Annotated in this window: 15 protein-coding genes; 11 read left to right on the top strand and 4 right to left on the bottom strand. The window is 59.1% G+C overall.

What is annotated here, in order from left to right; genetic code table 11:
• Positions 1–33 precede the first annotated feature (33 nt).
• On the bottom strand, positions 34–822 hold the full coding sequence (locus tag ACVWZP_RS11240; protein WP_046384201.1) for an MlaA family lipoprotein: 789 nt from the start codon (positions 820–822) through the stop codon (positions 34–36).
• Complete coding sequence (locus tag ACVWZP_RS11235) at positions 815–2,113, bottom strand: serine/threonine protein kinase (protein ID WP_046384200.1); 1,299 nt, start codon at positions 2,111–2,113, stop codon at positions 815–817. The genes ACVWZP_RS11240 and ACVWZP_RS11235 overlap by 8 nt, the downstream gene beginning before the upstream one ends.
• A 236-nt stretch (positions 2,114–2,349) precedes the next feature.
• On the opposite strand from ACVWZP_RS11235, the gene ACVWZP_RS11230 reads away from it, so the two are divergent.
• A complete protein-coding gene (locus ACVWZP_RS11230) occupies positions 2,350–2,718 on the top strand; it encodes a hypothetical protein (protein WP_046384199.1) in 369 nt (122 codons plus the stop codon).
• A 93-nt stretch (positions 2,719–2,811) separates the two neighbouring features.
• On the opposite strand, the gene ACVWZP_RS11225 is transcribed toward ACVWZP_RS11230, so the two are convergent.
• Positions 2,812–4,365, bottom strand: coding sequence for a glycoside hydrolase family 17 protein (locus tag ACVWZP_RS11225; protein ID WP_046384198.1), 1,554 nt, complete (start codon positions 4,363–4,365; stop codon positions 2,812–2,814).
• 331 nt (positions 4,366–4,696) lie between these two features.
• Between ACVWZP_RS11225 and ACVWZP_RS11220 the strand changes: the two genes are divergently transcribed.
• The 3 genes from ACVWZP_RS11220 (at position 4,697) to ACVWZP_RS11210 (ending at position 7,774) form a co-directional block, all read left to right on the top strand.
• Positions 4,697–5,548 (top strand): glycine betaine ABC transporter substrate-binding protein, encoded by an 852-nt coding sequence (locus ACVWZP_RS11220; protein WP_026139996.1) that lies wholly within the window; start codon positions 4,697–4,699, stop codon positions 5,546–5,548.
• Between the two features lie 259 nt (positions 5,549–5,807).
• Positions 5,808–6,119: a DUF485 domain-containing protein gene (locus ACVWZP_RS11215; RefSeq protein ID WP_017846760.1), complete on the top strand. Its 312-nt coding sequence runs from the start codon at positions 5,808–5,810 to the stop codon at positions 6,117–6,119.
• Positions 6,116–7,774: a cation acetate symporter gene (locus ACVWZP_RS11210; protein WP_017846761.1), complete on the top strand. Its 1,659-nt coding sequence runs from the start codon at positions 6,116–6,118 to the stop codon at positions 7,772–7,774. Before ACVWZP_RS11215 ends, ACVWZP_RS11210 begins: the two co-directional genes overlap by 4 nt.
• 328 nt (positions 7,775–8,102) lie before the next feature.
• Here ACVWZP_RS11210 and gltA read toward each other — a convergent pair whose 3' ends face one another.
• Positions 8,103–9,392 carry a citrate synthase gene (gltA, locus tag ACVWZP_RS11205; protein ID WP_017846762.1) on the bottom strand — a complete coding sequence of 430 codons (1,290 nt, stop codon included), beginning with the start codon at positions 9,390–9,392 and terminating at the stop codon, positions 8,103–8,105.
• Between the two features lie 363 nt (positions 9,393–9,755).
• Here gltA and sdhC point away from each other — a divergent pair, with 363 nt between their 5' ends.
• From sdhC to lpdA, 7 genes are all read left to right on the top strand, one after another.
• Positions 9,756–10,130 carry a succinate dehydrogenase, cytochrome b556 subunit gene (gene sdhC, locus ACVWZP_RS11200; protein WP_017846763.1) on the top strand — a complete coding sequence of 125 codons (375 nt, stop codon included), beginning with the start codon at positions 9,756–9,758 and terminating at the stop codon, positions 10,128–10,130.
• Positions 10,124–10,492: a succinate dehydrogenase, hydrophobic membrane anchor protein gene (gene sdhD / locus ACVWZP_RS11195; RefSeq protein ID WP_017846764.1), complete on the top strand. Its 369-nt coding sequence runs from the start codon at positions 10,124–10,126 to the stop codon at positions 10,490–10,492. The genes sdhC and sdhD overlap by 7 nt, the downstream gene beginning before the upstream one ends.
• Positions 10,493–10,495: 3 nt before the next feature.
• Positions 10,496–12,268 (top strand): succinate dehydrogenase flavoprotein subunit, encoded by a 1,773-nt coding sequence (gene sdhA / locus ACVWZP_RS11190; RefSeq protein WP_017846765.1) that lies wholly within the window; start codon positions 10,496–10,498, stop codon positions 12,266–12,268.
• A gap of 11 nt (positions 12,269–12,279) precedes the next feature.
• Positions 12,280–12,984: a succinate dehydrogenase iron-sulfur subunit gene (locus ACVWZP_RS11185; RefSeq protein ID WP_017846766.1), complete on the top strand. Its 705-nt coding sequence runs from the start codon at positions 12,280–12,282 to the stop codon at positions 12,982–12,984.
• A 261-nt stretch (positions 12,985–13,245) separates the two neighbouring features.
• A complete protein-coding gene (locus ACVWZP_RS11180; RefSeq protein ID WP_046384197.1) occupies positions 13,246–16,077 on the top strand; it encodes a 2-oxoglutarate dehydrogenase E1 component in 2,832 nt (943 codons plus the stop codon).
• A gap of 44 nt (positions 16,078–16,121) precedes the next feature.
• A complete protein-coding gene (gene odhB / locus ACVWZP_RS11175; RefSeq protein ID WP_017846768.1) occupies positions 16,122–17,345 on the top strand; it encodes a 2-oxoglutarate dehydrogenase complex dihydrolipoyllysine-residue succinyltransferase in 1,224 nt (407 codons plus the stop codon).
• A gap of 101 nt (positions 17,346–17,446) precedes the next feature.
• The gene (gene lpdA / locus ACVWZP_RS11170) at positions 17,447–18,883 is read left to right on the top strand and encodes a dihydrolipoyl dehydrogenase (protein WP_046384196.1); all 1,437 of its coding nucleotides are present in this window, start codon (positions 17,447–17,449) and stop codon (positions 18,881–18,883) included.
• Positions 18,884–18,930 lie beyond the last annotated feature (47 nt).

Here is an 18,930-nt window from a genome sequence, read left to right as displayed (position 1 = left end):
CGCGTCGAATGGCTTTTTTACCGCGCGCTGCGCTTATTCGGCAATCTGCAACTTGCGCGATTCCGTATAGATGTAGCGCACCTTTTCGTACTCGAACGGCGAGTTCAACTGACCGTAGCGGAAGCTGGTCTGGTAACGCTTGTCGACCACGCGCAGGGCCCAGATCTCCGGATGGTTGGAGCTGACTTCGGAGACGTTCAGGAAGTTGATCTGCGATTCGGCGCTGTAGTCGACCACCAGGCCGCTGGTATCGCGCAGGTTCGATGGGCCCAGGATCGGCAGCACCAGATAGGCGCCGCCAGGCACGCCGTAGAAACCCAGAGTCTGGCCGAAGTCTTCGCTCTGGCGCGGCAGGCCCATGGCGGTAGCCGGGTCCCACAGCCCGGCAACGCCGATGGTGGTGTTGAGCAGCAGGCGCCCGGTGGTTTCCAGGGAGCGGTGACCCTTGAGTTGCAACAGGCTGTTCAACAGGTTGGGCACATCGCCGAGGTTGTTGAAGAAATTGCTTACGCCGGTACGCAGGAAGCTCGGCGTGACGTAGCGGTAACCGTCGACCACCGGCAGGAACACCCATTGGTCGAAGCGGTAGTTGAAGTGGTAAACGCGACGGTTCCACGATTCCAGCGGGTCGTACACGTTGAGGGCGGTCAGTGACGAGCGTTCGAACTCGCGCTGGTCCAGGCCCGGGTTGAACTTGAGTTTGCTCAGCGGCTCCTTGAAGCCGTCGGCACCCACGACGGTGGGCGCGTGCGCCTTGCTGTTGTCGGCATTGGCCACGCTTGCGCACATCAGGGCGGCAAGCAGCAGAAGATATTTAGCCACGGAAAAACTCCAGCATGGCGTCGGCGTTGACGCGGTAATTGAGGTTGCCGCAATGGCCGCCCAGCGGGTAGACAGTCAAGCGATCGCCGAAGGTTTGACGCAGGAAGCCGAGGTCGCCCGGGCCGAGGATCACGTCGTCGGCGTTATGCATGACGGCGATTTTCGGGCTGGTGTGCAGGTAGTCCTTGAGGGCGTACAGGCTGACCTGATCGACCAATTGCAACAGGCTGCCGCCATCGGAACGGGCGCGCCACATCGGGATGACCTGTTCGGTGAGGTAGCAATCGAAGTCACATTGCAGCGCGCGCTTGAGGAACGGCGTGAGGCTGGTGCCTTCGGTGATCGGGTACTTCGGCGGGATGATCAGGCCGCGGCGGTTGATCAGGTCCGAGGTGAAGGCGATGTCGGCCGCCGAAAAACGGAACGTGGTGCCGATCAGCATGGCCATCTGTTCGTTGGTCAGGTGCTGCTTGGAGTTCTGGAAGTCGTAGAGCAGGGCGTCGTTAAGGTCGATGTAGCCCTTTTGCTGGAAGTAGCGGGTCAGCTTGTTCAACACCAGTTCATAAAAGGTCGTGGTGTTGTTGATGCCCTTGACCTCGGTCTGCACCAGCTTGTCGAGGTTGGTGATCGAGGTGTACAGGTTGACCGGCGGGTTGAGCAGCAGCACTTTCTTGAAGTTGAAGCTGCGGCGGGTTTCGTCGAGCTTGCTGACAAAGGCCGCATCCAGCGCACCGAGGCTGTAGCCGCTGAGGTAAAAGTCGGTGACCGGCAGTGAGGCGTTCTGCGCGCGCACTGCTTGCATCACGCGGTACATGTCTTCGGCGTCTTCCTGGGTGATACCCGGCGTGGCGAAGCGCGAGGCGGCGCTCATGAAGTCGAAGCTGGTCGGCGATGACAGTTGCACGACGTGGTAGCCGGCCTGGTAGTACAGTTTTTTCAGGTATTCGTTGATGCTGCTGTCAAACCGCGCACCGGTGCCCGAGATCAGGAAGATCAGCGGTGCGGCGCGGTCTTGCTTGGCGATGCGGTAGGTGAGTTTCTTCACTGCCCAGAAGTTGTCGGGCAGGCTGAACTCGCGCTCGGGACGCATGTTCAGGGTGTAGTCGGACTGGTTGATTTCGTCGTCGCTCGGCAAGCTGGGCCGAAGGTCAGGCGGGGTGGTGGCGATGGTCGCTTCGAACGGGTTGGTCAAAGGGAAGCCATAGCTGGCCTGGTCGATGTCGACGGCCAGTGCTGACGCACTCAAAAAAAGGCTGCCCAGCAAGGCAGCGCAGCGCAAGGAACGGAGCATGACTTAATCCCTAAGAGGAAACGTGCTGAATGAAGTTCGCAGGCTATGACCACCGCGTTGCCACCGAAGTGCCAGCCATCGGCACGAAAAGTCGGATAAAAAACGTCGGAGTCGGGGTAATAGTAGGCAGAAGATACACTTTGCCGCGTATTGATGGACACTTATCTGCGTACACATCTTGCTAACGGCCACCGGGGGATTAAGCTGAGCGCCGTTTTTGCCTATCGGAGTGCTCCATGTCCCGCCGCTTGCCGCTGACCCTACTGCTCATTGCCTTGCCATTATGGCTGGCCGCCAGTTATGCCGCGCGTTACGGCTTCATGGAGGATGGCCGGTGGGTCGGCATTTGCGCGGATGAAGCCAACCGCTGGGAATGCCAGGTGCGTTCGAACCTGGGCTTGATGATTCACTTCCAGGTGATGGGCTGGGCTGCGCTGATCGCGTCGGTGCTGGCGTTTTTCGTGCCGGGCCGTGCGGGGTGGGGGTTGGCGGTGCTGGGGCTGGTGTTCGGGTTGCCGGCGTTGGCGTTGTACAACACCACATTTGCGGTGTTTGCGGTGGTGATTGCCGGGTTGCGCTTGGTCCGCAAGCCACGGGCGGCCTGATAGGGGCAATCGGGGCAAATCGAATCGTCGCACCGCCCCTTCCACATGGGAACGCGTTCCAAATGTGGGAGGGGCTTGCCCCCGACGGCACTCTTAAGCCTTGCGCATCCGCAAGCACCGCCACAAAGCCACAACCATCAACCCACTGACCAGCGCCCAACCCCACGCCTGCTGGTTCAACAGACCTTCGCGGAACAGCTGCGGCGCAATGCCGGCACCGATGATAAAGGCCAGTAGGGCAATTTCCCGACGTGGCCCGGTCACCGGGCGAATCAGATAGACCAGGGCAGGCAGCACCAGCGCCGCACTTGGGAAGCTGCGGTAGCGCGGGTCAAACACCAGCGCCAGCATCATCACCGCGCCAGCGAACCCGGCGATTGCCACCAGCCAGCCCGCGCGCGGCTCCAGCCAGTTGAACGCCCGCTCGCGCCAACCCTCGCGGCTGCTCAAGGCCAGGGCCGCATGTGCCAGTACCAGCAGGTTCAACGCGACCAGCAGCCCCGCCCACACCCATTCATCATAGAAGCGTGCGGTTACGCGGGTCAGTTCGGCCCAGGTGCCGATGGAACAGGCGGCGACGGCCCCGAGCAGCGGCAGCAGCCAGGCGGCGCGCACGCTGCGCACTCGCCCGCCGAGCGCCAGGGTGCCCAGCAGGATGAGTCCACCGACTCCCAGCCACAGTGGCCAGTACGGTACGTTGGTCACTGGGCCTGCGAGGATGCCTTTGTCCTGGCGATCGGCATCGAACAAGCCCCAGTAGCCGCCGACAGCGCCTTCACTGGCACGCTTCCACGGCTGGTCGAAGGCTTCGATCAGGTTGTAGTGCCAGCCATTGGCTTCGGCCATGGCCACGAAACCGCGCATGAACTTGGCCTCATTGACCCGGCTCGGCACCGCGGTTTCGCGCTGGCGGCCTTCGCTGGGCCAGCCGGTCTCGCCGATCATTACGTCCTTGGGCGCGAATTTATTGCCGAAGGTCTGGCGCACGTCACCGACATGCTTGAGCGCCTGGTCGATTCCCGAGGGGGCGTCTTCCCAGTACGGCAGCAAGTGGATGGTCAGGAAATCCACCGCCGGGGCAATTTCCGGGTGTTGCAGCCAGAATTCCCAGACGTCGGCATACGTGACTGGCTGCTTGATCTGGCTTTTGACCTTATGGATCAGCTTCACCAACTGTGCGGCCGTGACTTCCTTGCGCAGCAGGGTTTCGTTACCGACGATCACCGAAGTCACCACGTCGGCGTTGGCGTTGGCCGAGGCGATCAAGGCGTCGACTTCTTTTTCGGTGTCGACCGGGTTGCCGTTGACCCAGGCGCCGATCATCAGTTTCAGCCCGTGCTTGCGCGCCAGGTCCGGCAAGGCTTCCAGGCCGGTCATGGAGTAGGTGCGGATGCATTCGAAGCGGGTGGCCAGCAGGGCCAGGTCGGCGTCCATGCGCTCGGGGCGCAGCTTGAACGGCTGGTCGAACGGTGATTGGTCCTTGTCGAACGGTGTGTAGGAGGCGCATTGCAGTTTGTGGCTGGCGCTGGCCACGTCCGGCAGCACCACTGGCCGGCCGAGGCCATACCAGTACCCGACCAGCGCAAGCAGGCCGAGGATCAAGGCGAATAAATAGGGCAGGGCAGGGAAGCGGGCAGTTGCGGGCATGGTCGGCTTATCTGGGGAGCAAAGGCGCGCATCTTACCCGGATTTGTCGCGTCCCAGTGGGGCTGCATGATTTAGACATGCAAAGTTCGGGCGGGGTATGAGGTGAGCGTCCCATAACAACGCTAGCTGGCGATGTGATGTCGTTTCTTGCTTACCTGAGGTCGCTGACAGAGCAGGACAAAGGCCCCGGCAGGTTGATGATCGAAGTATCAGCACTCCACTGATGTCGTTGCCGCCGGATCGATGCGCGTGAAGGGGGCGTGGCGCACCACATAACAACAGGTTGACGTCGCTCGACATCCGTCGGGCGCAGCACTTTCGGGGAAGTACGATGAAGATGCGACGACTCTTGGGCGCAGTTGCCACTCTGGTAGTTGCGATGAGCTCCACACTGGCCAGCGCCGACAGCAAAACCCTGAGCATCGGCTACGTGGACGGTTGGTCCGACAGCGTTGCCACCACTCATGTGGCGGCAGAAGTGATCAAGGCAAAGCTCGGTTATGACGTCAAGTTGCAAGCGGTCGCCACCGGGATCATGTGGCAGGGTGTTGCTACCGGCAAGCTCGACGCCATGCTCTCTGCCTGGCTACCCGTGACCCACGGTGAATACTGGGCCAAGAACAAGGACAAGGTGGTCGACTACGGCCCCAACTTCAAGGATGCGAAGATCGGCCTGATCGTGCCGGAGTACGTCAAGGCCAAGTCCATCGAAGACCTCAAGACCGACACCACCTTCAAGAACAAGATCGTCGGTATCGACGCCGGTTCAGGCGTGATGCTCAAGACCGACGAAGCGATCAAGGCCTATGGCCTGGACTACAAGCTGCAAGCCAGCTCCGGTGCCGCGATGATCGCCGAACTGACCCGCGCCGAAGACAAGCAGGAATCCATTGCAGTCACCGGGTGGGTGCCGCACTGGATGTTCGCCAAGTGGAAACTGCGGTTCCTGGACGATCCAAAAGGGATCTATGGCGCTGCTGAAACCGTCAACAGCATCGGTAGCAAGGGCCTGGAGAAGAAAGCCCCGGACGTCGTGGCGTTCCTGAAGAAATTCCAATGGGCTTCCAAGGACGAAATCGGTGAAGTCATGCTCGCCATCCAGGAGGGTGCCAAGCCCGATGCAGCCGCCAAGGACTGGGTTGCCAAGCACCCTGAGCGGGTTGCCGAGTGGCTCGCCAAGTAACCCCCCTTTGATGTAACCCCTTGTGGGAGGGGGCTTGCCCCCGATAGCGATGGATCAGTCAGATCATCAGCGACTGACACACCGCAATCGGGGGCAAGCCCCCTCCCACATTATTTTCGCCGCCCGCAAATGTTTCTGCGCCCTCGCAAACCCTCGCTACACTCCCTCTAATACTAAGGTCGTCTGGAACCTGCCCCGTAGCCGCATACAGTGGCTATTGTTTCAATAATAACAAAGCTGTGCTGCGAGGATAAAAACAATGAACGACAGCATTTACCTCTCGATTCAAAACAGCCCGCGCTTCAAGGAGCTGGTTAGAAAAAGGGAAAGGTTCGCCTGGATTCTCTCGGCGATCATGCTAGGGCTTTACTCCGGATTCATCCTGTTGATTGCCTACGGGCCACAATTGCTGGGGGCTAAGATCAGCTCCACTTCGTCCATCACCTGGGGAATCCCTATCGGTGTCGGGCTGATTCTATCGGCCTTTGTCCTCACTGCGATCTACGTGCGACGCGCCAACGGCGAATTCGACGATCTGAACAATGCGATTCTCAAGGAGGCTGCGCAATGATCCGTCGTCTATTGGCTGTACTGGGTGCTTCGGTCTTCGCGCCTGCTATATGGGCGGGGGAGGCGTTGACCGGTGAAGTGCAAAAACAACCGCTGAATATTCCAGCGATCCTGATGTTCGTGGTCTTTGTCGGCGCGACGTTGTGCATTACCTACTGGGCGTCCAAGCGCAACAACTCGGCGGCCGACTACTATGCGGCCGGCGGCAAGATCACCGGTTTCCAGAACGGCCTGGCGATTGCCGGCGACTATATGTCGGCCGCGTCCTTCCTGGGTATTTCCGCACTGGTATACACCTCCGGCTACGACGGCCTGATCTACTCGATCGGCTTCCTGGTGGGCTGGCCGATCATTCTGTTCCTGATCGCCGAGCGCCTGCGTAACCTGGGCAAATACACCTTTGCCGACGTGGCGTCCTATCGCCTCGGGCAAACCCAGATCCGTAGCCTGTCGGCTTGCGGTTCGCTGGTGGTGGTGGCGTTCTACCTGATCGCGCAGATGGTAGGCGCGGGCAAGTTGATCCAGCTGCTGTTCGGCCTTGATTACCATGTAGCGGTGATCATGGTGGGTGTCCTGATGTGCTTGTACGTGCTGTTCGGCGGCATGCTGGCGACCACCTGGGTGCAGATCATCAAGGCAGTGTTGCTGCTGTCCGGCGCCACGTTCATGGCGGTGATGGTGATGAAGCACGTCAACTTCGACTTCAGCACGCTGTTTTCCGAGGCGATCAAGGTTCACCCTAAAGGTGAAGCGATCATGAGCCCTGGCGGTTTGGTGAAAGATCCGGTCTCCGCGTTCTCCCTGGCTCTGGCACTGATGTTCGGTACCGCCGGCCTGCCGCACATCCTGATGCGCTTCTTCACCGTGAGCGACGCCAAGGAAGCGCGCAAGAGCGTGTTGTACGCCACTGGTTTCATCGGCTACTTCTACATCCTGACCTTCATCATCGGTTTCGGCGCGATCCTGCTGGTCAGCACCAACCCGGCGTTCAAGGATGCTGCAGGCGCCTTGCTCGGTGGTAACAACATGGCGGCGGTTCACCTGGCCAACGCGGTGGGTGGCAGTATCTTCCTGGGCTTCATCTCGGCTGTGGCGTTTGCCACCATCCTCGCGGTGGTTGCGGGCTTGACCCTGGCCGGTGCTTCGGCGGTGTCCCATGACCTGTATGCCAGCGTGATCAAGAAAGGCAAGGCCAACGACAAAGAGGAGATTCGCGTCTCGAAGATCACCACTATCGCCTTGGCGGTGCTGGCAATCGGTCTGGGTATCCTGTTTGAAAGCCAGAACATTGCGTTCATGGTCGGCCTGGCGTTCTCTATCGCTGCCAGCTGTAACTTCCCGGTGTTGCTGCTTTCCATGTACTGGAAAAACCTCACCACCCGTGGCGCAATGATTGGCGGCTGGCTCGGGTTGGTCAGTGCCGTGGGCCTGATGGTCCTGGGGCCGACCATCTGGGTGTCGATCCTGCATCACGAAAAAGCCATCTTCCCGTATGAGTACCCTGCGCTGTTCTCGATGTTCATCGCGTTCGTCAGCATCTGGTTCTTCTCCATCACCGACAAGTCGGCGGCGGCAGTCAAGGAACGGGCACTGTACTTCCCGCAGTTTGTGCGTTCGCAGACTGGCCTGGGGGCGAGTGGGGCGGTTTCTCACTAAGGTTGTAGCTCAATAGGAAATGCCCCGGTCGATAGGCTGGGGCATTTTTTTTTTGGCTGGAGTTTTGTGGTGGCTGGGCCATTGCTATCGGGGGCAAGCCCCCTCCCACAGTTGATTGCATTCCAAGGTGGGTAGTTGGTCAGGTTTGGGGGGGCTTAATAGGACGTGTCCCGGTCGATAGGCTGGGGTTTTGTGTTGACTGGGCTAGTGTCATCGGGAGCAAGCTCCCGATAGCTGAATTTCAGACAAAACAGTTTCTTGGTTCCTGCACAAATAAAAACGGCCTCCATGAAGGAGGCCGCTTTTTTATTGCGCGTCGGTCAGATGCTTACTTGCGATCTTCCAACTTGGTAATGTCACGCGACTCGTAGCCGGTGTACAGCTGGCGCGGGCGGCCAATCTTGTACGGGCTGGAGAGCATTTCTTTCCAGTGGGAGATCCAGCCCACGGTCCGCGCCAGGGCGAAGATCACGGTGAACATGCTGGTTGGAATGCCGATCGCCTTGAGGATGATCCCCGAGTAGAAGTCGACGTTCGGGTACAGCGAGCGCTCGATGAAGTACGGGTCGGTCAGAGCGATCTCTTCCAGGCGCATGGCCAGTTCGAGTTGCGGATCGTTCTTGATGCCCAGTTCCCTCAACACTTCGTCGCAGGTCTTCTTCATGACGGTGGCGCGTGGGTCGCGGTTCTTGTAGACCCGGTGACCGAAGCCCATCAACTTGAACGGATCGTTCTTGTCCTTGGCCTTGGCGATGTATTTGTCGATGTTCGAGACATCGCCGATTTCATCGAGCATGGTCAATACGGCTTCGTTCGCACCGCCGTGGGCGGGGCCCCACAGCGCGGCGATACCGGCGGCGATACAGGCGAACGGGTTGGCACCCGAAGAGCCGGCCAGACGCACGGTAGAGGTGGAGGCGTTCTGCTCGTGGTCGGCATGGAGGATGAAGATCCGGTCCATTGCCTTGGCGAGCACCGGGCTGATCGGTTTGATCTCGCACGGGGTGTTGAACATCATGTGCAGGAAGTTTTCCGCGTAAGTCAGGTCGTTGCGCGGGTACATCATGGGTTGCCCCATGGAGTACTTGTAAACCATTGCGGCCAGGGTCGGCATCTTGGCAACCAGGCGGATCGCGGAGATTTCGCGATGCTGCGGGTTATTGATGTCGAGGGAGTCGTGATAGAAGGCCGACAGGGCGCCGACCACGCCGCACATGACGGCCATCGGGTGGGCGTCGCGACGGAAGCCGTTGAAGAACGTCTTCAACTGCTCGTGAACCATGGTGTGGTTCTTTACAGTACTGACAAACTGGGCTTTCTGCTCGGCGGTTGGCAACTCGCCATTTAGTAGCAGATAGCAGGTTTCCAGGTAGTCCGATTTCTCAGCCAGTTGCTCGATCGGGTAGCCCCGATGCAGCAAAATGCCATTATCGCCATCAATATAGGTAATCTTCGACTCGCATGAGGCGGTCGACATGAAACCTGGGTCGAAAGTGAAACGGCCCGTGGCCGTCAGGCCCCGTACGTCGATAACATCAGGACCAACGGTGCCGGTTAAAATGGGCAGCTCGACGGGGGCTGCGCCCTCGATGATCAACTGCGCTTTTTTGTCAGCCATGTGGCCTCCTATTTATGCTTCAAATCATCAGACAGACCCCCCACGCAGGGCCCGCACCACTATAGTGAGATAAATTCAGATGTCAATTTGCCTAAAGTCTTGCCCCAGAAGGCTTTAACCGGACTTTTTCCTCGAAATTTACCGCCATTTACGCCTTTTATCCTGCCAACGCAATGCGCTATTAGGGTGAGGTCAGCGCGTTGTCATTAGTAACCTAACTGTCTATACTCGGCCACCGACCGCCAAGGGCTTTTGGGCTTGCTTTCATTGGGGGTCGCACTCCCTGGGTGGTGTTACCTGACCAGTCCGCTCCCCAACAACTTTGCCCTGATTGTTAGGGGCTCTTCAGTGTGAAAAAAAGCCGTGAATAGCCAACGACCTGTAAACCTAGACCTAAGGACCATCAAACTCCCCATCACCGGCGTTACGTCGTTCCTGCACCGTGTTTCCGGCATCATCCTCTTCCTGGGCCTGGGCTTCATGCTTTATGCATTGAGCAAATCCCTGGGTTCCGAGGAAGGTTATGCCGAGGTGAAGGCATGCTTGACCAGTCCGCTGGCCAAGTTCGTAGCATGGGGCCTCTTGTCCGCTCTGCTGTATCACTTGGTAGCCGGCGTGCGCCACTTGATCATGGATATGGGCATCGGTGAGACGCTGGAAGGCGGCCGCCTGGGCTCGAAAATCGTCATCGCCGTTTCCGTGGCGCTGATCGTTCTGGCAGGAGTTTGGATATGGTAACCAGCGTAACGAATCTGTCGCGTTCGGGCCTCTATGACTGGATGGCACAGCGTGTGTCTGCGGTCGTTCTCGCGGCTTATTTCATTTTCCTGATCGGATACCTCGTCGCCAATCCGGGCATCGGCTATGAGCAATGGCATGGCCTGTTTTCCCACAATGCGATGCGAATCTTCAGTCTGCTGGCCCTTGTAGCCCTGGGCGCTCACGCCTGGGTCGGCATGTGGACCATTTCGACCGACTACCTGACGCCGATGGCGCTGGGCAAGTCTGCGACAGCAGTACGGTTTCTCTTCCAGGCAGTATGCGGCGTCGCGATGTTCGCTTACTTCGTCTGGGGTGTGCAGATTCTTTGGGGTATCTGATCCATGGCTAACATTCCAACTATTTCCTTCGACGCCATCATCATTGGTGGCGGCGGCGCCGGCATGCGCGCAGCGCTGCAACTGGCTCAGGGTGGTCACAAGACTGCCGTGATCACCAAGGTGTTCCCGACGCGTTCCCACACCGTATCGGCCCAGGGTGGCATCACCTGCGCCATCGCCTCCGCCGACCCGAACGATGACTGGCGCTGGCACATGTACGATACCGTCAAGGGTTCCGACTATATCGGTGACCAGGACGCTATCGAATACATGTGTCAGGAAGGCCCGGCCGCCGTGTTCGAGCTGGACCACATGGGTCTGCCGTTCTCGCGTACCGAGCAAGGTCGTATCTACCAGCGTCCATTCGGCGGTCAGTCGAAGGATTACGGTAAAGGCGGCCAGGCTGCCCGTACTTGCGCCGCGTCCGACCGTACCGGTCACGCGCTGCTGCACACCCTGTATCAGGGCAACCTGAAAGCCGGCACCACGTTCCTGAACGAGTACTACGCGGTTGACCTGGTAAAAAACCAGGACGGCGCATTCGTCGGCGTGATCGCTATCTGCATCGAAACCGGTGAAACCACCTACATTCGCGCCAAGGCTACCGTTCTGGCGACTGGCGGTGCAGGTCGTATCTACGCCTCGACCACCAACGCACTGATCAACACCGGCGACGGCGTTGGCATGGCGCTGCGTGCCGGCGTGCCGGTGCAAGACATTGAAATGTGGCAGTTCCACCCAACCGGCATCGCCGGCGCCGGTGTACTCGTCACCGAAGGTTGCCGTGGTGAAGGTGGCTACCTGATCAACAAGCACGGTGAGCGTTTCATGGAGCGTTATGCTCCGAACGCGAAAGACCTTGCCGGTCGTGACGTTGTAGCCCGTTCCATGGTCAAGGAAATCATCGCCGGCAACGGCTGTGGCCCGAACGGCGACCACGTGCTGCTCAAGCTCGATCACCTCGGCGAGGAAGTGCTGCACAGCCGCCTGCCAGGTATCTGCGAACTGTCCAAGACCTTCGCGCACGTTGACCCGGTGGTTGCTCCGGTTCCGGTTGTTCCGACTTGCCACTACATGATGGGCGGCGTGCCGACCAACATCCATGGCCAGGCAATCACCCAGAACGCCGACGGCGTGGACGAGATCATCCATGGTCTGTTCGCGGTGGGCGAAGTGGCTTGCGTATCGGTACACGGCGCCAACCGTCTGGGCGGCAACTCGCTGCTCGACCTGGTGGTCTTCGGCCGCGCTGCCGGCCTGCACCTGGAAAAGGCGCTGACCGACGGCATCGAATACGATGACGCTACCGACGCCAACATCGAAGCTGCCCTGGCGCGTCTGTCCGCTCTGAACGAGCGTACCGAAGGCGAAGACGTGGCTACCCTGCGTCGCGAGCTGCAAAGCTGCATGCAGAACTACTTCGGTGTATTCCGTACCGGCGAATACATGCAGAAGGGTATTGCCCTGCTGGCTGACCTGCGCAAGCGCATCGCCAACGTCAAGATCAACGATAAGAGCCAGGCGTTCAACACCGCTCGTATCGAAGCCCTTGAGCTGCAAAACCTGTTGGAAGTGGCTGAAGCGACTGCGATTGCCGCCGAGGTTCGTAAAGAGTCCCGCGGTGCTCACGCTCGTGAAGACTACGAAGACCGTGACGATGAAAACTGGCTGTGCCACACCCTCTACTTCCCGGGTGAAAAGCGCGTCACCAAGCGTGCCGTTAACTTCTCGCCGAAGACGGTTCCGATGTTTGAACCGAAAATTCGGACTTACTAAGGGTGGCTGCCATGTTGAAAGTCAGTGTGTATCGCTACAACCCTGATCGGGACGCTGCGCCGTTCATGCAGGAATTCCAGGTCAATACCGGTGGTAAAGACTTGATGGTGCTGGATGTGCTGGCCCTGATCAAAGAGCAGGACGAAGGGTTCTCCTATCGTCGCTCTTGCCGTGAAGGTGTTTGCGGCTCCGACGGCATGAACATCAACGGCAAGAACGGCCTGGCGTGCATCACGCCGCTGTCCGCCGTGGTCAAAGGCAACAAGCTGATCATTCGTCCTCTGCCAGGTTTGCCGGTTATCCGTGACCTGGTCGTCGATATGAGCATCTTCTACAAGCAATACGAGAAGGTTAAGCCATTCCTGCAGAACGATACGCCGGCTCCGGCCATCGAGCGTCTGCAGTCCCCGGAAGAGCGCGAGAAGCTCGACGGCCTGTACGAGTGCATCCTGTGCGCTTGCTGCTCGACGTCGTGCCCATCCTTCTGGTGGAACCCGGACAAATTCCTGGGCCCGGCTGCTCTGCTGCAAGCATATCGCTTCCTGGCAGACAGTCGTGACACCCAGACCTCCGAGCGTCTGGCTTCACTGGATGACCCGTTCAGCGTATTCCGCTGCCGCGGGATCATGAATTGCGTCAACGTATGTCCTAAAGGCCTGAACCCGACTAAGGCCATTGGTCACATCCGTAACATGCTGCTGCAAAGCGGCGTGTAATTGACGTTGTAGCAAAGCAGGACCGTTGTGCCCGTAAATGCTACGGCGCAGGCTTCAACCGGCGCCGTAGTCTTAACTTGAGCAGCGACTTACAAAGCCGCGGCTCTTATTTTGAAGAAATGAGACAAGCAGGGGCATTCGGGTTGGTACCCGAACTATCAGCGTGATCCTAAGTGGCTTGTTTTGGTCGCTGCACTTGGCCTTTTGCAAGCAAACTCGGTGTCGCCGCCGGTGGTGTCCCCAAATCGAGGGTGACCAAGCATGCAAGAAAGCGTGATGCAGCGCATGTGGAACAGCGGCTATCTTTCAGGTGGTAACGCTGCCTATGTGGAAGAGCTTTATGAGCTCTACCTGCACGACCCTAACGCTGTGCCAGAAGAATGGCGCACCAAATTTCAGACGTTGTCTTCAGACGGCAACGCTGCCACCGATGTATCGCACGCAACAATTCGCGATCAGTTCGTGCTGCTGGCAAAGAACCAGCGCCGCGCCCAACCGGTTTCCGCCGGAAGTGTGAGCAGTGAGCATGAGAAGAAGCAAGTTGAAGTACTGCGACTGATCCAGGCCTACCGTATGCGCGGCCACCAGGCGGCCCAGCTCGACCCGCTGGGGCTCTGGAAGCGTCCTGCACCTGCAGACCTGTCGATCAATCATTACGGCTTGACCAATGCCGATCTTGATACGACCTTCCGTGCCGGAGACCTGTTCATCGGCAAAGAGGAAGCGAGCCTACGCGAAATTCACGAAGCGTTGCAGCAGACATATTGCCGCACCATTGGCGCTGAGTTCACGCACATCACCGACTCCGAACAGCGTCACTGGTTCCAGCATCGCCTGGAAGGCGTGCGTGGCCGTCCGGTGTTGTCTGCCGATGTGCGCAGCCACCTGCTTGAGCGCGTGACCGCAGCCGAAGGCCTCGAAAAATACCTGGGCACCAAATACCCGGGCACCAAGCGTTTCGGCCTGGAAGGCGGCGAGAGCCTGATTCCGATGCTCGACGAGCTGATCCAGCGTTCCGGCTCCTACGGCACCAAGGAAATCGTGATCGGCATGGCCCACCGTGGCCGTCTCAACGTGCTGGTCAACACCTTCGGCAAGAACCCGCGCGACTTGTTCGACGAGTTCGAAGGCAAGAAAAAGGTCGAGCTGGGTTCCGGTGACGTTAAATACCACCAGGGCTTCTCGTCCAACGTGATGACCACCGGCGGTGAAGTTCACCTGGCCATGGCCTTCAACCCGTCCCACCTGGAAATCGTTTCTCCAGTGGTCGAGGGTTCGGTGCGCGCTCGCCAGGATCGTCGTAACGACGCGACCGGTGAGAAGGTTCTGCCGATTTCCATCCACGGCGACGCGGCATTCGCCGGTCAAGGCGTGGTCCTGGAAACCTTCCAGATGTCGCAGACCCGCGGCTTCAAGACCGGCGGTACTGTTCACATCGTCATCAACAACCAGGTGGGCTTCACCATCAGCAACCCGTTGGACGCGCGTTCCACCGAGTACGCCACCGACGTTGCCAAGATGATCCAGGCGCCGATCCTCCATGTGAATGGTGATGATCCGGAAGCCGTGCTGTTCGTGACCCAACTGGCTGTCGACTACCGCATGCAGTTCAAGCGTGACGTGGTGATCGACCTGGTTTGCTACCGCCGTCGCGGTCACAACGAAGCGGACGAACCAAGCGGCACCCAGCCGTTGATGTACCAGCAGATCACCAAGCAGCGCACCACCCGTGAGCTGTACGCCGAAAGCCTGACCAAGGCCGGTGTGGTTGACGAAGCGCGTGTTCAGGCGAAAGTCGACGAATACCGCAACGCGTTGGACAACGGTCTGCATGTTGTAAAAAGCCTGGTCAAAGAGCCGAACAAAGAGCTGTTCGTCGACTGGCGTCCGTACCTGGGCCACGCCTGGACTGCGCGTCACGATACGTCGTTCGATCTGAAGACTCTGCAGGAACTGTCTGCCAAGCTGCTGGAAATTCCTGACGGCTTCGTCGTACAGCGCCAGGTCGCGAAGATCTACGAAGACCGTCAGAAGATGCAAGCCGGCGGCCTGCCGATCAACTGGGGTTACGCCGAAACCATGGCGTATGCGACCCTGGCGTTCGAAGGTCACCCGATCCGCATGACCGGCCAGGACATCGGCCGTGGTACGTTCTCGCACCGTCACGCGGTTCTGCACAACCAGAAAGACGCAGGCACCTACATCCCGCTGCAACACCTGTACGAAGGCCAGCCACGTTTCGACCTGTACGATTCGTTCCTGTCCGAAGAAGCCGTACTGGCGTTCGAATACGGTTACTCGACCACCACGCCTAACGCGCTGGTGATCTGGGAAGCCCAGTTCGGCGACTTCGCCAACGGTGCCCAGGTGGTTATCGACCAGTTCATCACCAGCGGCGAGCACAAGTGGGGCCGTCTGTGCGGTCTGACCATGCTGCTGCCACACGGTTATGAAGGTCAGGGTCCGGAGCACTCCTCGGCCCGTCTGGAGCGTTACCTGCAGCTGTGCGCCGAGCACAACATCCAGGTGTGCGTGCCGACTACCCCGGCCCAGATCTACCACTTGCTGCGTCGCCAGGTCATTCGCCCACTGCGCAAGCCGCTGGTAGTGCTGACGCCGAAATCGCTGTTGCGTCATAAATTGGCCATCTCGACCCTGGAAGATCTGGCGGAAGGCTCGTTCCAGACCGTTATTCCAGAAATCGATACACTGGACGCGGCCAAGGTCACTCGCCTGATCCTGTGCAGCGGCAAGGTCTACTACGATTTGCTGGAAAAACGCCGTGCCGAAGGCCGCGAAGACATCGCCATCGTGCGTATCGAGCAGCTTTACCCGTTCCCGGAAGATGACCTCATGGAGATCATCGCGCCTTACACCAACCTCACTCATGTAGTGTGGTGTCAGGAAGAACCGATGAACCAGGGCGCCTGGTACAGCAGCCAGCATCATCTGCGTCGCAGCATTGGTAACCACAACAAGGCCCTGGGCCTGGAATACGCCGGTCGCGATGCTTCTGCCGCGCCTGCCTGTGGTTATGCATCGATGCACGCCGAGCAGCAGGAAAAACTCCTGCAAGATGCTTTCACTGTTTAACGCCTTCGCGCTGACTGAAACCGAATTTTAAGGACCCACAGATAATGGCTATCGAAATCAAAGCCCCGACATTCCCGGAATCGGTTGCCGATGGCACCATTGCCACTTGGCACAAGAAACCAGGCGAGGCTGTAAAGCGTGACGAACTGATCGTCGACATCGAGACCGACAAAGTCGTTCTGGAAGTGTTGGCTGAAGCTGACGGCGTGTTGGGCGCGATCATTGCCAACGAAGGCGATACCGTCCTGTCCAACCAGGTACTGGGCTCGATCGAAGCGGGCAGCGCTGCTGCCGCTCCGGCTGCCGCTGCACCGGCTGTTGCTGCTTCTGCTCCAGCTGCCGCTCCGGCGGCGGGTGGCGAAGATCCAATCGCCGCACCGGCTGCTCGTCAGCTGGCCGAAGAGAACGGCATCAACCTGGCTTCCATCAAAGGCACCGGCAAAGACGGCCGTGTGACCAAGGAAGACGTGGTTGCTGCCGTTGAAGCCAAGAAAAACGCTCCAGCTGCCGCACCCGCCAAGGCTGCAGCACCTGCTGCCGCTGCTCCTGTGTTCGCCGCTGGCGACCGCACCGAGAAGCGCGTGCCGATGACCCGCGTGCGTGCCACCGTGGCCAAGCGTCTGGTTGAAGCACAGTCGAACATGGCGATGCTGACCACCTTCAACGAAGTCGACATGACCGAAGTCATGGCCCTGCGTTCGAAGTACAAGGACCTGTTCGAGAAGAGCCACAACGGCGTGCGCCTGGGCTTCATGTCGTTCTTCGTGAAAGCGGCCACCGAAGCGCTGAAACGCTTCCCGGCAGTCAACGCTTCCATCGACGGCAGCGACATCGTTTACCATGGTTATGCAGACGTCGGCGTTGCCGTGTCCAGCGACCGCGGCCTGGTGGTTCCGGTTCTGCGTAACGCCGAGCTGATGAGCCTGGCTGAAATCGAAGGCGGCATCGCCGGCTTCGGCAAGAAAGCCCGTGACGGCAAGCTGACCATCGACGAGATGACCGGCGGCACCTTCACCATCACCAACGGTGGTACCTTCGGTTCGATGATGTCGACTCCGATCGTCAACCCGCCGCAAGCTGCGATCCTGGGCATGCACAACATCATCCAGCGTCCGATGGCCATCAACGGCCAAGTCGTGATCCGTCCGATGATGTACCTGGCGCTGTCTTACGATCACCGCCTGATCGATGGTAAAGAAGCCGTGACTTTCCTGGTGACCATCAAGAACCTGCTGGAAGACCCAGCTCGTCTGCTGCTGGATATCTGATAGAAGCAGCTGCGGGCCTCAAGTGACAGGCTGCCGGATACGGCAGTCGGGCTTGGGGCCTGCGGCTTGACAGCTTGCTGCTAAATAGAGGAACTATTTTCATGTCGCAGAAATTTGACGTTGTAGTGATTGGTGCAGGTCCTGGCGGCTATGTTGCCGCTATCAAGGCCGCACAACTGGGCCTCTCGACTGCTTGCATCGAAAAATACACCGACAAGGAAGGCAAACTGGCACTGGGCGGTACTTGCCTGAACGTTGGTTGCATTCCTTCCAAGGCGCTGCTGGACAGCTCCTGGAAATTCCACGAAGCGCAAAGCGGTTTTGCCATCCACGGCATCAGCCACGCTGGCGTGACCATGGACGTACCCGCGATGGTTGGCCGTAAAGCCAACATCGTCAAAGGCCTGACCTCCGGCGTTGCCACCCTGTTCAAGGCCAACGGCGTAACTTCCCTGCAAGGCCACGGCAAGCTGCTGGCTGGCAAGAAAGTTGAAATCACCAAGCCGGACGGTTCGGTCGAAATCATCGAAGCCGAAAACGTGATCCTGGCTCCAGGTTCGCGTCCGATCGACATTCCACCAGCACCTGTTGACCAGAAAGTCATCGTTGATTCGACCGGCGCCCTGGAATTCCAAGCAGTTCCCAAGCGTCTGGGCGTGATCGGCGCCGGCGTGATCGGCCTGGAACTGGGTTCGGTCTGGTCCCGCCTGGGTTCCCAGGTCACTGTGCTCGAAGCCCTGGACACGTTCCTGCTGGCTGCTGACACCGCAGTGTCCAAGGAAGCCCTGAAAACCCTGACCAAACAGGGTCTGGACATCAAGCTGGGCGCTCGCGTGACCGGCTCGAAGGTCAACGGCGAAGAAGTGGTCGTGACCTACACCGACAAGGATGGCGAACAGACCATCACCTTCGACAAGCTGATCGTAGCCGTTGGTCGCCGTCCAGTGACCACCGACCTGCTGGCAGCCGACAGCGGCGTGAACATCGACGAGCGTGGTTTCATCCACGTTGACGATCACTGCGCTACCACCGTTCCAGGCGTCTACGCCATTGGTGACGTGGTTCGCGGCATGATGCTGGCGCACAAGGCTTCCGAAGAAGGCATCATGGTTGTCGAGCGCATCAAGGGCCACAAAACCCAGATGAACTACGACCTGGTCCCATCGGTTATCTATACCCACCCGGAAATTGCATGGGTCGGCAAGAACGAACAGCAGTTGAAAGCTGAAGGCGTTGAAGTTAACGTCGGCACCTTCCCGTTCGCTGCTTCTGGTCGTGCCATGGCAGCCAACGACACCGGTGGTTTTGTCAAAGTCATCGCTGATGCCAAGACTGACCGCGTATTGGGCGTCCATGTGATTGGCCCAGGCGCAGCAGAACTGGTCCAGCAGGGCGCAATCGGTATGGAATTCGGCACCAGTGCCGAGGACATCGGCATGATGGTTTTCTCCCATCCGACCCTGTCCGAAGCATTGCACGAAGCCGCGCTGGCAGTGAATGGTCATGCCATTCACATCGCGAACAAGAAGAAGCGCTAAAACGAGATAATAAGAAACCACGGCGGTTGCCCGTCGTGAGCCTTGCG

This window comes from Pseudomonas sp. TE36184, from assembly GCF_054060055.1.
Note: the sequence above shows the minus strand (reverse complement) of the source record. Positions and strands in the feature narration are given on the sequence as shown.

Bases quoted from the DNA above. Each gene is read 5' to 3' on its own strand.
- ACVWZP_RS11235 (WP_046384200.1), bottom strand. From the start codon at position 2,113: ATGCTCCGTTCCTTGCGCTGCGCTGCCTTGCTGGGCAGCCTTTTTTTG.
- ACVWZP_RS11230 (WP_046384199.1), top strand. From the start codon at position 2,350: ATGTCCCGCCGCTTGCCGCTGACCCTACTGCTCATTGCCTTGCCATTA.
- ACVWZP_RS11225 (WP_046384198.1), bottom strand. From the start codon at position 4,365: ATGCCCGCAACTGCCCGCTTCCCTGCCCTGCCCTATTTATTCGCCTTG.
- ACVWZP_RS11220 (WP_026139996.1), top strand. From the start codon at position 4,697: ATGAAGATGCGACGACTCTTGGGCGCAGTTGCCACTCTGGTAGTTGCG.
- ACVWZP_RS11215 (WP_017846760.1), top strand. From the start codon at position 5,808: ATGAACGACAGCATTTACCTCTCGATTCAAAACAGCCCGCGCTTCAAG.
- ACVWZP_RS11210 (WP_017846761.1), top strand. From the start codon at position 6,116: ATGATCCGTCGTCTATTGGCTGTACTGGGTGCTTCGGTCTTCGCGCCT.
- gltA (WP_017846762.1), bottom strand. From the start codon at position 9,392: ATGGCTGACAAAAAAGCGCAGTTGATCATCGAGGGCGCAGCCCCCGTC.
- sdhD (WP_017846764.1), top strand. From the start codon at position 10,124: ATGGTAACCAGCGTAACGAATCTGTCGCGTTCGGGCCTCTATGACTGG.
- sdhA (WP_017846765.1), top strand. From the start codon at position 10,496: ATGGCTAACATTCCAACTATTTCCTTCGACGCCATCATCATTGGTGGC.
- ACVWZP_RS11185 (WP_017846766.1), top strand. From the start codon at position 12,280: ATGTTGAAAGTCAGTGTGTATCGCTACAACCCTGATCGGGACGCTGCG.
- ACVWZP_RS11180 (WP_046384197.1), top strand. From the start codon at position 13,246: ATGCAAGAAAGCGTGATGCAGCGCATGTGGAACAGCGGCTATCTTTCA.
- odhB (WP_017846768.1), top strand. From the start codon at position 16,122: ATGGCTATCGAAATCAAAGCCCCGACATTCCCGGAATCGGTTGCCGAT.
- lpdA (WP_046384196.1), top strand. From the start codon at position 17,447: ATGTCGCAGAAATTTGACGTTGTAGTGATTGGTGCAGGTCCTGGCGGC.